The following is a 12,577-nucleotide window of genomic DNA, read 5'->3' as shown; positions in this document are numbered from 1 at the left end:
GATGCATGACCAACGAGGCCCCCGAGCAACGTGATTGAGACGTCAGACATCTCGATCAACAGCCCGGGGGCCTCGCTCGTTGCGCTTCACGGCCCGTCACCCGATCGGTGGCCACAGCGAAGAAGCTCACTGACAGGAAGCCGGCACATCGCAACGGAGTCCCGCGACTCCACATCATCAGCCCAGGCCCATAGCGGGCTGGGGTGATCGGCGGTGTGATCCGGCCTGCACTCCCGCTGACCGGTGGATGACAGCCCGCGCGCCCTGCAGGTTACGTGGGACGTAATCACTAAAAGCGGCGCAGCCGCACATGGAAGGGAGGGCTCTATGCGAGTCTCGATGACATTACGGCGCGGCCTGCTGGCCGCCGTAGCGGCAGCCGCCGCTGCAGCGCCCCTCGCAGCGGCGTCAGGAGCCGATTGACCCCCGCCGTGTTCGGCATGAAGCCGTGGATTCGCCAGGCCGCATCACGACAGTTAAACGCCACCACCAACATGACGGCACCGAAAACCAGACCCCACCCGAGTTCTGCCCACGTAGTCATCGATTCCCACAGAGATACCGATGCCCAGTATCGATCCTGGCGCTTGACCAAACCTATCGGGGCGCCCCCACGACGTTGGTGGACGTGGTCAGGTGGGGTTCAGCGGGGTAATGCCGGTGCCCGCATACAGCTCGGGGTCCAGGGACAGGACTGTGAGCGGCTCCCCCGCCTTCGCCGCCTGCCAGGCGATGGCAGCCGCGTGGGCCACCGGCCAGTCCGTATGTCTCCAGTCCATCGCCTCTACCGCATGCGCGGCGGTGAAAGGCACGTTCTCCGCGAACCGCAGCGAGGCCGCGTGCTTGCCCGCGCCGGCGTCCTGCCGCTCGGCAGCAATGATGGAGAGCGCCGGGATGAGGACGCGGCCGGTGCCACGCGAGGCTTCGACGTAGAGGCCGGTGAAGAAGGGATCCGCACGGTACAAGGCGGTCAGTGCGGTGTGGTCCAGGACGGCCGTCAGGTTCATGCGGCGGCGTCGCCCTGATGGGCGCGGATCCTGGCCCAGGCGTCCTGGCCGACCTGCTGGACCTGCTCGCTGTACTCGATGCCAAGCTCACGGGCCGCCTCGAAAGCACGCCGCTCCCGTTCGGATTCCGTGAGCTCGCGTGAAGCAAGCTCTTCCAGCAGCTCAGTGATGGTGGTGCCGCGCTCGTCGGCAAGGATGCGCAGCCGGTCGCGCACTTCCTCGCTGGTCTTGATGCTCGTCGGCTTGCTCATATCCCCGATTCTACCGCCGGTAGAATTTTGTTTGGGGGGTTGCTGTCGAGACGAGCCAGGGGAAGGTGGCGCTTCAGGTTGGTGCCCCATCCCCAGCTGTGTTTCCGGGGGCGCCCGCGGGTGCCTATCCAACGGGGAGCCAGGTCGGAGGCGAGCTGCCCGGCGGCGGCTTGCCCTCGGTCGAGCCTTTCCAGCAGGTGCTGTACGCGGTGAGCAGGGGCAGGCGGGGCTCATCGGGGTGGTCGCCGGTCACAGGCTTGTCAGCCTCCACACCCGGATCAGCCCCAGGCGGCTCAGTCAGAGCACGCCCCTGGGTCGTGGCCCCATGGGGAGGGCGAGGTGGCCGAGCGGATATAAGGGTGTCCGTCGGTCGGCGTCGACTGCTACTGGGCGTCCGGCTAGGTCCCGCACCTGGGAGCCGCGCCGCATCCGATCGGCGGTCAGTCCTGCTCGTCAGGCGTCCGACGCGACGCAGGAACTCTGTCAGGTCTGTGGAACGGGTGGGCGCGGCTGCAGGCCTCGCTGTCAATACGACACCTGCCTCCGGCCGCAAGTTTCGTGGGGCGGGCAGGCCACCGCGCGGGCCTCGGTGGTCATGAGGCGTATCGAGTGACCTCGATGACTCTGCATGTGATCTTGGTTAATACCTGCGTTAGGCCGTGCGCCGTCACGGTCAATCGTTGTCCGGGTGCCAGTCCGTTCGACCCCGCGCCCGCCTCAGCGAGGCGCTTGTTGGACGCGTCGACGAACTCGATTTCCACGACGTAGTCGCTGGCCTTGCTCGACCGATTCGTGATGAGCAGTGTCGCGCTCGGCCACTTGGTCAGGAAATCGACCTGGCATGCCGTGATCTGCACATCGCCGCGGGCTCCGGTCTCGTCCTGTGGCCGTTCTCGCTCAGCCGATCGGGTGGTGGCGGGGCTGGCCGGCGTCTGATCGGGTTCGTCGCCGCGGCCGCCGATGGCAAGGATGGCCACAACCAGCACGATCGCACCGAGGCACGACAGGCCAATGACCTTGCCCGTGTTCCGCTTCGGTGGCTGAGTCGGCTCAGCCCAACCGGGAGGCTGCCCCCACCCGGACGGGGGCACTTGCTGCGACATGGGGACAGCGTCCACTGTGACGAGGCTGGACGCATCCGCGCAGAGCCGGACGATCGAAGCGCAGTATCTCGTCGCTCGTAGCCGCTCCGCCGGGCGCGAAGGTCCGAGAACAACCACGCCCCCTGTTCGAGTGACGTTATGTGACTTGCGGCGGTGGCTGTCACCGGCGCCGGTGGCCGACCTGCGACTCCGCGCTGGAATCTCAGCGGTATCTGTCGCACCAGATGCGCGACCTTGTTGTCACCTACGGCACGTTCGCAGCCGTCGTTGTCACCGCATCGACGTACGCGCGAGTCGGTGACCTGGAGCGTCGTACAGGCGTCGGTCCCCCGACCGACGCGAGCGTGAGGGCGGTGACAGGTCGCGCTGCGACGTGACAGCTATCGCGAGCAGTCACGCGTTACCGCGTGGCGGAGAGGGTGCCATGGTGGCTGCTATTCGAACAGGCGTAGTATTTCAGCCGTGGCCGATTCCCCCTTCCCGCAAGACTTGATCGACGCCCAGCTCCGCCTCCACCAGGCCCGGGCCGAATACGAGGCGCACTGCCGGACCCTGCCCTGGTCGGTTGAGCCGATGGAAGGCTGGCCAGGCACCGTCCACCCCCACACCGGCGAGGTGACCGGCGGCCGCGCGCCGAGCCCCGGCTACACCGACGAGCAGAAAGCCGAGGACGCCCGGCTCCAGGCCCTCGTCCGGGACCTGTCGATCGAGGTCTCCACTCACCCGTACTGGGACACCCAGGACCAGACCGTCGTAACAGCGCGTACGGCGCTCAAGCGCCACCCGGGCGCAGTCCCCGCGCCCGCGCTGGGCGTCGCCGCGTAGGGGTGTTGTCGTGACGCCGATGATGTCGACCGCGGAGCGCCTGGAGAAACAGCGCACGCTCAGGACTGGCTGCGGTGGCAGCTCGACCAGACCGATCACGCGATACGGCACCTGGAGGCCCAGGAGGCGGAGGAGAAGCGCCGCCGGGAGGTCGCCCGCAGGGAGATGTCCTGGAAACTCCAGCCGTCCCGGGCGGTGGAGGGCAATCCGGTGCTGCTCAGGGCGCGCGTAGGCCTACTCGGCGAGCGCGGCCAGGAGCACGGCGGGGTCCGGGGTGGTGTGGCCCTGGAGGAGGTGGCGGATGCCGTCGCCGGCCGGGCGGTGCGCGGTGTCCTTGCCGAACGGGTGCCGGCGGGAGGGGGCGGTGCGCCAGCCGTACCGCTCGTCCCACACCAGCGCCGGGGCCGGCGCCGTAGGGGACTCGAGGATGAGCGCGGCCGCGCAGGCCTCGCCGTCGAGGTACTGCACGGCCGGGGCCCGCTCGGCGGTGGTCCAGCCGGCCGCGCGGACGGCCTGGGCGACAGTGTCGAGGTAGGGGGCGATGCGGCGGGCGCGCTGCTCGACTTCCGCCAGGGCGAGCGCGCGGCGCACCTGAGCGCCGGGGTATCCCAGGCGCTGCGCCGCTTCCTTGGGCGTCAGGGACGGGTCCGCGTCGAGGAGATCGGCGATGCGCTGGGCGCGGAGCTGGGTGAGCGCGTTCTGCGCGGTGTCCCGGTGGATACCCAGGGCCTGGGTGACACCGGCGGCGCTGATCGTGGGGTCGGCGTCCAGGAGCGGTGCGGTGCGCTCCATAACCTGTTCGCGGGGGACCTGGTCGCCGGCGCCCTTCGGCCGGCCCGCGGCCGCGGGCTTCTTCGGCCGGGCGGCGAACGCGCGGACCACGCCCCGGGGCCAGTGCTCGACCCCGCCGATCACCACCATGTGGCCGGTCAGCTCGGGAGCGTTCTTGTAGGTGTCCCAGGTGCGCGGGGAGATCGCGAACAGGGCGGCGCACTCACGGCGGTCAAGGAGATCGTCGTCATGCTCCTCCACAGGGAGGGCGGGGACCGGCTCACCGGCCAGGTGCGCGTCGACCTGATCGGCGTCGAAAAGCAGGATGCGCGATCCGGCCGAGCTGATCGGAGCCGGGAACCCCTTGGCGGCGTACGGCCTGGCGGTGACATAGCTGGCGGTCTTGACCCCTCGCTGCCGGGCCAAGTCGGCGAGCGTGCGCACCAGTTCCTGGCGTCCCGCGCGGATCATCATGTCTCCCTCAGTCATGCGGCGTGCGCTGTCCGGCAGGCGAACGCGCCGCCCCTCGAAAAAACGTTACCGGGCTTATGGCAGTCGGGAGCGGTCGCTACACTCAGCCGCAGAGGAGCATCGGTCCCTGATCGTGTGCGTCTTGGTTGGCCGGCGCCCGTGCCACCCGCTTCGGCGGACTGAGGGCGCCGGCCGTCTTCATGTCCGGCTACAGCTCGAACGCGATGTACTCAACGTCCGTGTACTCGACCTCCAGGCCGTGAGCGCGGCGGCCGCCGTCGCGGAAGTACACCTCTCCCAGTGCCTCGGCCGTGATCTGCCGCATCTGGTGTTCGGTGGCGCCCTGGTCCTGGGCGTCGAGGAGCCGGGCGGCGTGGTGGGGCGGGAGGGCAAGGGTGAGGTGGCGGATGCGGGAGTCGTCGGTGGTGCCGGCCGGGGTGGTGAAGCCGAACCGGGCCCGGGTGTCGATCACCAGCCCGGCTGTGGTGGCGGCGGCCTTGCGGGCCTTAGCCCGGTTCTGCGGCTGCCAGCGGCGCCGGACCTCGGCGGCCATGCGGTCGGCCAGCTCGGCCCGCGGACGCTTGATCTTGCCCCGGACGTAGCGCTCGATGGTGCGCTGGGAGACGCCGAGCAGCGCGGCGACATCGCGGGTGCTGCCCCCATGCTGCTTGCGCACCTGGGCGCCGGCGGACTTCGGAATCGGCCGGGTGAACGCGCCCGCGAGCGCCCCGGTCAGGGCTGCGTCGATGGTCATGCAGGGTCCTTCGGTGTCTGGTGTCTAGGTGAAGCCGGGGCGCCGTTCGGCGATCTGAGGGCCGATCGCCACTCCCGGACGACCAAGGGACTTGGAACAGGGTGATCGCCCGGGAGATCGCCGCACAGGGGCCTAGAGGGGCGCAGGCTCGGGTTCGGCTGCCTTGGCAGCGGCAATGGCTGCGTCTCGGGCGGCTTCCCACTCGGCCTCTGCGGCGAGCTTGGCTTCCTCTACCTCAAACTTGCACTTGCGGCACAGGCCTTCGGTCACGACGGCGCGCCCACACGGCTTGCCGCCGTGACCGGGGCACACGCTGGTGTCCTCCGGTGCAACCGGTTCAGCGCAGGCGATACAGCGCACGGCGTCGGCAATCACGCCTCGGCCGCAGCCGGCGGCGCAGGTCGGCTGGTCACCACCGAGGCAGACAGAGCACAGATCAATACCGGGCAATGCGAGACGAGGGCAGATGCCCCCATCGCCGACGCAGGGACGGTGCCGCCCACTGCCCGAGGTCTCCTCCTCCAACTACGCACGCCTGGCGGCCCATGACGCCGGAACCGGTGTCTCATCCGCGCCACCAAGTTCCTGCCGCACCACGCTGCCCTCGCGGACCTTCTGCGCCGGGATCGGTTGTACTCCAGCGGCCGGGCCCACCGCGATCAGGTCCCGCAGCCGCCTGCTGACGATCGCGCCGGCCGTGGTGAAGGCGGATGGGTCGACTTCGGTGACGTGTAACCGATCGGCGCGATCCCCTCGGCCGTTCGCCGGCACTTGGGGGCGACCTTGGCCCGGTCCGTGGGCGTAGCGCGCCCGAACGTTCCGGAACCCGGCGAGCGAGGCGCATACCTGATCGCGCCGGAACGGCTGGTCGGCATCATCCGGGACGTTGTCGTCGGCGTTGTCCGGCCAGAAGTGGAGCCGGAAAGAGACGAAAGATGAGGTGGAAGCGCTGATCGCGAATGGACGCACCGACCGTCTCGATGTACCGTGCCGCCCCGAACCGGGGCCTACACTGAAACGCGGGAGCGAAGAGGGTGAGGAGGCGAGCGGTGGGCAAGCTGGGATGGTGCATGACAGGCCATCACCATTCGTGTCCCGAGGCGACAGCCGGAGGAATCACCTGCAGCTGCGTCTGCCACCGCGGGCCTGGAGCGATCGCTGCCCGGCACGACCGCAGGACGCACCAGAGTCAGGCCGTTCCGGCACTGGCGCGGGATGTGCCGGTCCCCTCACCGGAGCGGTCCGTCATGGCTGGCAAGACGGAGACTGTCTCCTTCGGTATCGACGGCATCTGCTACGAGGCCGAACTCGACGAGGGCCAGGCGTTGGAACTGCGCGAGGCCCTCACGCCCTTTCTCAGGGCGGCCCGCCCTGAGACGGATACGTCCCCTCGCGGCGCAGAGCGGAGACGAAGGCCGAAGTCCCGAAAGATCGTCGTGCCGCCAGTCGTTGAAGTCGCCGGCCACGCTCACCTCGGCCGCGGGGGTGCCGGCGGGCAGGACGAAGGCTGACGGCCGCGTCCGCAGTCGCCTCCCGGCCCTCCTCTCGGACCGTGGTGTGATGATCTGCGGGTTCCGGGAAGGGGCCCGTGAAGCCAGCGGCCCGGGCCTGGCCCGCACACGAGAGAGCGCACCCGCTCCATCCGGAAGAGGTCCGTCTCACTGACGTCGGGCACATCGGCGTCGGCCTGTAGATCCCTCCCGCCGGGGACGTGTCTCCCGCGGGAAGCCGGCTACTGCGGTGCTGCCGGGCGCCGGAGGGTGAGGCGAAGGGCCTGGTCGGTGTTTCCGTCTGCCGCGATCAGCCCGTCCCTGACGACGTACTTTCCCGTGATGCCCGATTTCAGGCGCATGTCACCCTGGCCCGTTTGTTCCAGCGTGGATTTTTCCGCTGCTCCTGCTCCGGCCGGCATCTGCGCGCAGGGCATGGCGGGGTCGGCCGGTCCGGTGAGTGCCGTGTCCACGCGGACGGACTTCCCCGTGAGCTTCGACTTCAGGGCGATTCCGTCGCCGCTGAGCGGGGCGATCGTGAAGGTCTCTGCCGTCCCGGCGGTGCTCTTGCCCTGAACACCGAGGTATCCATCAAGAAGCCCGGCCGGCGTGCTGACGAGACCGCTGTCCGACCGCATCACGGCTTCGGCACTGCCATTGACGGCATTAAAATGCAGTGCCGTGCTGCCCTCGAGTGGTAATAAGGGCCACCCTCCAATCGTCCGAGATCGCGGAGTAAAATCCATTAAGACCCAATTTCTCGGCAACATCCACTGTGGCCTCCGGAGTTATCACTGTACGTCCGGAATTACATCCCTTCCTGGGTAATAGTGGCAGACAACGGGTGGGGCGACTTCCCGCCCCACCCGGCGGCGACAACGTCCGGCCGGAGCTGGCTGCCGCCCACCCAGACCGGGTGAACGATCGAGCGGCCCACGCCGTACGTACATTACGTTCCTGCCTCCGGCACCCGCTGACGCCCACATGGCCGTGTTGGAAGCTCCCTCCGCTCACCGGCCCCGTCGGCCGCATCGCTGTACGCAGGCTTCCCCTTCGGCCTGCAGAGGAAGCCACGCACCCCCCCGGCTACCAGCAGTATGAATAAACAGTCGCCGCCCCCGTTGCAGGCATATTGGGAACCTTGATCCATTTTGACGTGCTGTCAACTTCCATACATCCCCTGAACAGGCCGTTTTCCACGGAATTCGCCATCTTCTGGCGGGCCTTCGCCAGAGCGCTGGAGGGATCACCGGCAGACGCCGTGAACTTCTGGTTATATGCGGTCTGAATATCGGCAGACTTCAGGGGTGCGGAATCTTGTGCGAGAGCCGGAGTTGCGGCTACCCCGACCATACCGATTGCGATGGCCGCCGTCACTGTCGTGGCAGCATGACGAATCTTCATAGAAATCCTCTTCTCAGGCTCCCGCCGCGTACACGACAGGCATTGTTAACGGACTTTCACGCTGGCGTGAGGTCGGGGCGACCTCACATCGGCCAATCTTTGGCAAGAGGAGAGCACTGTTTGCGGTCGGCCCGTCCCGCGTGAGAATCAAGAATGAAACCCACGGAATGCGCACTGAATGGCCGCTATGCGCTGAGGGCTGCTCGCATTTCCGCGGGCAGTGGCCGTCCTTCGCGTGACGCCAGATACCTCAAAGCGTGAAGTAAGGGGGAAGGGCCCCCGGTCCTGCTGTCCCAGGGGGGAAGCCAGGGTGAGCAGGGCGTGCGCGGCGTTGCGAGGACTTCAATTTTCTGAGCCAAGATTGAACCACCTGTCTAGGACGGTGTGTCCTCAGCCTGGTTCTGCGCGGGAATCATGTCTTCCAGGAGGTCGACGATCTCATTGAATACCGGCGTGTCAGGGTCGCTCTTGCCACAGGCGTGAGAGAACTTGATGCCGGCGGTCGTCAGTGAATACTGCTTAGTGGTGCTGGGGCAGAAGGTCCGCTTAGGCTGATTTCCCTCCGCGATCAGTCGGGGGGCGGCTATGAGTTCGTGGAGCCGCTGAGACTTTCGCGAGGTCGGCAGCTCGCCGGCCTGCCGGTTCCAGTGCTGGGCGTACTTCCACTGCCCATCCTGATGGACCGTGTAGTAGGCGCTCATGTATGAAGGCGTCTCATGCCGCACCAGCTGCACCAGGCTACTGGGGGAAGACTGTTGCGCCATCGCAGGTGCTGCCGTCGCGGCCAGTCCCGCCAGGGATATCGCTCCTGCAACAGTGATCGCGGCCATCTTCTTCACTTCTGTCTCCAAGTCATCTGTGAACCAGTCTCTTATCGATCACAAGGATGCTGGCATGACTTCAGACAGGCCAGCGTAACGGGGAGCGACTTTCAGCCACGAAAGAATAGGATGTTCAAGCAATTGCTGGCTACCGCGTGTGGTCTATCAGTTTGAACACACGGGTGCGAGAGAGGGCGGGTTGTGATGTGGTGAGGCTGGTCGGGGCGTGCTTAGCGTGCATGGGGCGCGCTGTGGCCGATGGTTGAGGGCACTGGGGGCCGCTGTCCTGGGCATCTTTCGCGGGCAGCATGACACTGTCTCGTTTTTTCGTGAGATCCATCTTGGATGGAGGAAAAAAAGCGCCTGCAGCAGGACCCGCAGGCCACGCCACGATACACATTCCTCCCAGTCGACCAGAGCACCAACGGGCCCGCCGGCCCCACCTACCACCTGAAAGCAGCGGCAGACATAGCAGGCCCGTGGGAGAGGTTCAGGCTGGCAACGGCCGCTGACGGCCTGATCACCGTCTAATCCGTCCCACGGGCAAGTACATCTGGAACGCTTCTGGCTCTGGCACCCCTGTCCGGGTCTGGCGGCCAGAGCCACCGCGCAGTTCGCCGTCACCCCCGCCAACCCCGGCTTCCTCCCCCCCTGCCTGATACAGCGATCGCCTGCCTGGTGCCGGCAACGGACCCTCAGGACAGATTGTTTCCAGGCGGAAGCCCGGCCCTGCCTGGCTGCCGGACCGTCTGCGCTTCACGCCGGACCGGGCTGTCTGCCGGCCTGCGCCACGGGGACCGGCAGCACTGGCGCCCTCCCAGGGGCCTCGTCCCCGGAACTTTCACTGCGCCGTGAGCCGGCGGCTCTGTATTTCGGGGCCGGGCTCGGTGTAGCTACTGGCCTCTTCCTGGGTGGCTTGACCGCCGCCGGACCCTCTGTACGATGTTCTGGGCACGACCCGGTGGTGATTGTGTCCCTGGAGGACTACGAGTCGCTGAAAGAAACGGCTTACCTGCTGCGGAACCCCGTGAACGCGCGGAGGCTGCTGGCTTCGGTTGAGCGGCTGGAAGCCGGCGGGGGGACTGTTAAAGAAACCCTGTCGTGAAGCTGGTGTGGGACGAGTCCGCATGGGACGACTACCTGTGGTGGCAGGTCCAGGACCGCAGGGTCCTGAAGAGGATCAACAGCCTTCTCCCAGATGTGACGCGCAATGGGAACGAGGGCATCGGAAAACCGGAGCCTCTCAAGCACGGCTTCCACGGGTACTGGTCCCGCCGGATCAACGACGAGCACCGCCTGGTGTACAAGATCGTGGATGGCGAGGTGCGTATCGCATCCTGCCGGTATCACTACGAGAGCTGACCCTGGGCAGCAGGCGGCTGACGCCGAGTGGGAAGCCGCTCGTGACGCGGCGGTTGCGGCCACTGAGGCGGTAACGTTCGGAGCAAAAGACGTGTAGGCCGCACAGGCGAACCGCACCTGATTCGTGGTTGACCCGCACTTGCCCGGCTGGGAGGCCGTGTTGTCCGGGATGTACAGCCTGGCCTCGGCCTCGGCCTCGGGCCTGCGGGCCGGGCGAGTGCTGGCAGACAGGAGGGAAGCAGCCGCTTCGGCAGCTGGCGGCGCGTACGGTGCCGGCCGTGCCGGGCTGCAGAAGGTACCCGCGCAGGCCGCACCTGTCCGGGGAACGGCTATAGATCGTCGGGCAGAAGGCGGAAGGCTGGATGGCCGGTCAGCGGGCGGACCATGCGGAAGTGGCGGTCGGTGGTGAACATGGCGTTGGTGCGGCAGGCGGCGGCCAGGGCCACGTTCATTGCGTCTGCCAGACCGATACCTTTGCCGCCGTCGGCGTCCGCATACCCCTCGGCAACAGCGATCGCGGTACTCAGATGTGCGCTGACCGCGGGGACTTCGAAGCGGCGGGTGGCCGTGTTGCGTTCGATGAACCGGGCTGCGGCCAGGGCTTTGCGGGTTCCCGCCCGTGCCGTGATCAGGTAGTCCAGCTCCGCGAGGACCATAGGGGAGATGACGAGATGGCTGATCGCTGCCAGGGCCTTCTTGTGTTCCTGGTGGCCGGAGAGATTCGTGTCGAGCAGACGGTACAGGGCATTGGTGTCAGCGATCGCTACCAGGCTCACGACCCCATCCCTTTCAGCACTTCCTCGATCCCGTCATCGCTGAGCTCGGGCAGGCCGAGGTCAGGGAGCTCTATGCCTCCCATGGGGTCAGACGGAAACGGGGGGACGTCATCCCCGGTGATCGGTACCACCCTGGCAACCGGGGTGCCGTTCTTGGTGACGGTGACAGTCTCACCGCGTGCTGCCGCGGCGAGGATCTGTGAGGACTTCTGGTTGAACTCGCGGGCGGTCGTCTCCATGTCCTACATGTTACTACAGGGGGTGATCTGGGATGTTGCTGACCGGTAGATGACCTGCGGGTTCCTGACGGGGTGCCGCAGGCCCGGACCGCGGGCACCAGATGTCCTACCTGGACATGCTGCGCGCCTTTCCCGCGCTGTAGAAGGGGAACGCTGCGGCGGTGCATCGTGAGCTGGCCGCTCGCGCGGCCAGGGCGAGGGGAATCCGCCTCCGTCAGTTCCGACGCTGCACCGGGCGATCCGTCGTGATCTGCAGCCGGGGGAGCGGGCCGGGCTCACGGGTAGTGAGCGGGCGGCGCGAGGCCCGGCCGCGGGGCTGGCGTAACCAGGTGTGGGAGACCGACCACGTGCAGGGGGGCGGCGGTGCTTGTCGATGTCGATGTCGAGGGCAGGGCTCGCAGGCCGTGGATCACCTGGTTCACCGACTGCGCGACGAACGCGATCCCCCGGTGTCGCGGTGACCAATGACGTTGTTTTAGTGGTCGTGCCATCGGTGGTTCAGGGTGACGACGACTGGGGAACGGCGGTGGCTGGCTGGTTCTCCGGGGGCCTTGCTGCCGTAGCCGGTGATGCACGAGCGGATCTTGCGAGGCAGTCACGGGGCGGGCGACGGGGTAACAGGCTGTGTCCGATCTCGGCGAGTCCGAGGAGCCGGTCGCGTCTGCGGGCGGAGGGGGGAAAGCCGCTCGGCGAGATCACCGTGCGGCGGACGACGTGCAGGGCCCGGGTGAACGAGGTCCGCTCTGCCGTAGCCCCGCCACTCGTAGACCTGCTGGGCGCGCTTCTCACCGGCAATGGCCCGGCCCGGCGCCTCATGGACCTCGTGGCCGCCGTGCTCGGTGAGGAAGGCCCATTCTGTAAGAGCGTCCGCCAGTAGGCGGGTGAAGTGGTGCAGGCACGGTCCCCGATCATGGAGTTCTCACACTTCATGATCACTCGGGGTGTCCGTGCCTGCTGTCCCATCATGCCTGCTCAAACCGGTCCGCGACCAGTTCCTGGCCTTGTGCCGGACCGCGAGGAGCGCCATCCGCTGGGCTGTCACAACCCGCGGATTCCCGATGCCGCGGTCTTCGACGGTCTGGTCCAGGTCGGTCCTCGTCATCGACGGCCTGTGCGGTTTGTACGCAGCCGGGGACGTGACACGGCGGAGGCTGGCGGGTGCGGCCAGGGCGAGGCGAGTCTCGAACGGTGTCGAGAGCGCTGCGGAAGCCGGCACGGCCGTCCGGCCCGGTGTGGTGTGGCGGGCTTGCCGGAGGTGCGGCGGCTGCGCGGCAGCGGCCGGGCAGCCGGGTCACGTGACCCG

General features: G+C 67.5%; 14 protein-coding genes and 1 pseudogene. 5 read left to right on the top strand and 10 right to left on the bottom strand.

Annotated elements, in window-relative coordinates; all coding sequences use genetic code 11:
* Positions 1-632 precede the first annotated feature (632 nt).
* The 3 genes from ACFZBD_RS34755 to ACFZBD_RS34745 all read right to left on the bottom strand — a co-directional run bounded on the left by ACFZBD_RS34755 (position 633) and on the right by ACFZBD_RS34745 (position 2,361).
* A complete protein-coding gene (locus ACFZBD_RS34755) occupies positions 633-1,007 on the bottom strand; it encodes a PIN domain-containing protein (protein WP_391147667.1) in 375 nt (124 codons plus the stop codon).
* Positions 1,004-1,258: a hypothetical protein gene (locus ACFZBD_RS34750; RefSeq protein WP_391147665.1), complete on the bottom strand. Its 255-nt coding sequence runs from the start codon at positions 1,256-1,258 to the stop codon at positions 1,004-1,006. Before ACFZBD_RS34750 ends, ACFZBD_RS34755 begins: the two co-directional genes overlap by 4 nt.
* Before the next feature lie 593 nt (positions 1,259-1,851).
* Positions 1,852-2,361 (bottom strand): hypothetical protein, encoded by a 510-nt coding sequence (locus tag ACFZBD_RS34745; RefSeq protein WP_391147663.1) that lies wholly within the window; start codon positions 2,359-2,361, stop codon positions 1,852-1,854.
* A gap of 462 nt (positions 2,362-2,823) precedes the next feature.
* On the opposite strand from ACFZBD_RS34745, the gene ACFZBD_RS34740 reads away from it, so the two are divergent.
* The gene (locus ACFZBD_RS34740) at positions 2,824-3,186 is read left to right on the top strand and encodes a hypothetical protein (protein WP_391147661.1); all 363 of its coding nucleotides are present in this window, start codon (positions 2,824-2,826) and stop codon (positions 3,184-3,186) included.
* Between the two features lie 234 nt (positions 3,187-3,420).
* On the opposite strand, the gene ACFZBD_RS34735 is transcribed toward ACFZBD_RS34740, so the two are convergent.
* Both ACFZBD_RS34735 and tpg read right to left on the bottom strand, forming a co-directional pair.
* Positions 3,421-4,446 carry a hypothetical protein gene (locus ACFZBD_RS34735; protein ID WP_391147658.1) on the bottom strand — a complete coding sequence of 342 codons (1,026 nt, stop codon included), beginning with the start codon at positions 4,444-4,446 and terminating at the stop codon, positions 3,421-3,423.
* Positions 4,447-4,636: 190 nt separating this feature from the next.
* Complete coding sequence (gene tpg, locus ACFZBD_RS34730) at positions 4,637-5,182, bottom strand: telomere-protecting terminal protein Tpg (RefSeq protein WP_391147654.1); 546 nt, start codon at positions 5,180-5,182, stop codon at positions 4,637-4,639.
* 1,247 nt (positions 5,183-6,429) lie between these two features.
* On the opposite strand from tpg, the gene ACFZBD_RS34725 reads away from it, so the two are divergent.
* Positions 6,430-6,693, top strand: a complete 264-nt coding sequence (locus ACFZBD_RS34725) for a histone-like nucleoid-structuring protein Lsr2 (protein WP_391147652.1) — start codon at positions 6,430-6,432, stop codon at positions 6,691-6,693.
* A 221-nt stretch (positions 6,694-6,914) separates the two neighbouring features.
* On the opposite strand, the gene ACFZBD_RS34720 is transcribed toward ACFZBD_RS34725, so the two are convergent.
* From ACFZBD_RS34720 to ACFZBD_RS34710, 3 genes are all read right to left on the bottom strand, one after another.
* A complete protein-coding gene (locus ACFZBD_RS34720) occupies positions 6,915-7,310 on the bottom strand; it encodes a hypothetical protein (protein ID WP_391147648.1) in 396 nt (131 codons plus the stop codon).
* Positions 7,311-7,758: 448 nt separating this feature from the next.
* Complete coding sequence (locus ACFZBD_RS34715; RefSeq protein WP_391147646.1) at positions 7,759-8,076, bottom strand: hypothetical protein; 318 nt, start codon at positions 8,074-8,076, stop codon at positions 7,759-7,761.
* Positions 8,077-8,450: 374 nt separating this feature from the next.
* A complete protein-coding gene (locus tag ACFZBD_RS34710; protein WP_391147643.1) occupies positions 8,451-8,915 on the bottom strand; it encodes a hypothetical protein in 465 nt (154 codons plus the stop codon).
* 889 nt (positions 8,916-9,804) lie between these two features.
* Between ACFZBD_RS34710 and ACFZBD_RS34705 the strand changes: the two genes are divergently transcribed.
* Positions 9,805-10,002: a type II toxin-antitoxin system Phd/YefM family antitoxin gene (locus ACFZBD_RS34705; protein ID WP_391147669.1), complete on the top strand. Its 198-nt coding sequence runs from the start codon at positions 9,805-9,807 to the stop codon at positions 10,000-10,002.
* Entirely contained in the window at positions 9,999-10,259 is a 261-nt protein-coding gene (locus tag ACFZBD_RS34700; protein WP_391147641.1) for a Txe/YoeB family addiction module toxin, read from the top strand. Before ACFZBD_RS34705 ends, ACFZBD_RS34700 begins: the two co-directional genes overlap by 4 nt.
* Positions 10,260-10,588: 329 nt before the next feature.
* Here the strand turns inward: ACFZBD_RS34700 and ACFZBD_RS34695 are convergent, their stop codons facing one another.
* Together ACFZBD_RS34695 and ACFZBD_RS34690 are read right to left on the bottom strand one after the other, a co-directional pair.
* Complete coding sequence (locus tag ACFZBD_RS34695) at positions 10,589-11,035, bottom strand: PIN domain-containing protein (protein ID WP_391147639.1); 447 nt, start codon at positions 11,033-11,035, stop codon at positions 10,589-10,591.
* Entirely contained in the window at positions 11,032-11,274 is a 243-nt protein-coding gene (locus ACFZBD_RS34690; protein ID WP_391147636.1) for a type II toxin-antitoxin system prevent-host-death family antitoxin, read from the bottom strand. The genes ACFZBD_RS34695 and ACFZBD_RS34690 overlap by 4 nt, the downstream gene beginning before the upstream one ends.
* A gap of 947 nt (positions 11,275-12,221) precedes the next feature.
* Between ACFZBD_RS34690 and ACFZBD_RS34685 the strand changes: the two are divergent.
* A pseudogene (locus ACFZBD_RS34685) lies at positions 12,222-12,364 on the top strand (IS5/IS1182 family transposase); the annotation flags it as partial.
* Between the last annotated feature and the right edge of the window lie 213 nt (positions 12,365-12,577).

This window comes from Streptomyces sp. NPDC008121 (assembly GCF_042957155.1).
GTDB lineage: Bacteria > Actinomycetota > Actinomycetes > Streptomycetales > Streptomycetaceae > Streptomyces.
The sequence above is the reverse complement of the archived record's forward strand: the minus strand, read 5'-3'. Positions and strand labels throughout refer to the sequence as shown.

Excerpts from the sequence above, each read along its gene's own strand:
- ACFZBD_RS34755 (WP_391147667.1), bottom strand. The coding sequence starts at position 1,007 with ATGAACCTGACGGCCGTCCTGGACCACACCGCACTGACCGCCTTGTAC.
- ACFZBD_RS34750 (WP_391147665.1), bottom strand. The coding sequence starts at position 1,258 with ATGAGCAAGCCGACGAGCATCAAGACCAGCGAGGAAGTGCGCGACCGG.
- ACFZBD_RS34745 (WP_391147663.1), bottom strand. The coding sequence starts at position 2,361 with ATGTCGCAGCAAGTGCCCCCGTCCGGGTGGGGGCAGCCTCCCGGTTGG.
- ACFZBD_RS34735 (WP_391147658.1), bottom strand. The coding sequence starts at position 4,446 with ATGACTGAGGGAGACATGATGATCCGCGCGGGACGCCAGGAACTGGTG.
- tpg (WP_391147654.1), bottom strand. The coding sequence starts at position 5,182 with ATGACCATCGACGCAGCCCTGACCGGGGCGCTCGCGGGCGCGTTCACC.
- ACFZBD_RS34725 (WP_391147652.1), top strand. The coding sequence starts at position 6,430 with ATGGCTGGCAAGACGGAGACTGTCTCCTTCGGTATCGACGGCATCTGC.
- ACFZBD_RS34720 (WP_391147648.1), bottom strand. The coding sequence starts at position 7,310 with ATGCGGTCGGACAGCGGTCTCGTCAGCACGCCGGCCGGGCTTCTTGAT.
- ACFZBD_RS34715 (WP_391147646.1), bottom strand. The coding sequence starts at position 8,076 with ATGAAGATTCGTCATGCTGCCACGACAGTGACGGCGGCCATCGCAATC.
- ACFZBD_RS34690 (WP_391147636.1), bottom strand. The coding sequence starts at position 11,274 with ATGGAGACGACCGCCCGCGAGTTCAACCAGAAGTCCTCACAGATCCTC.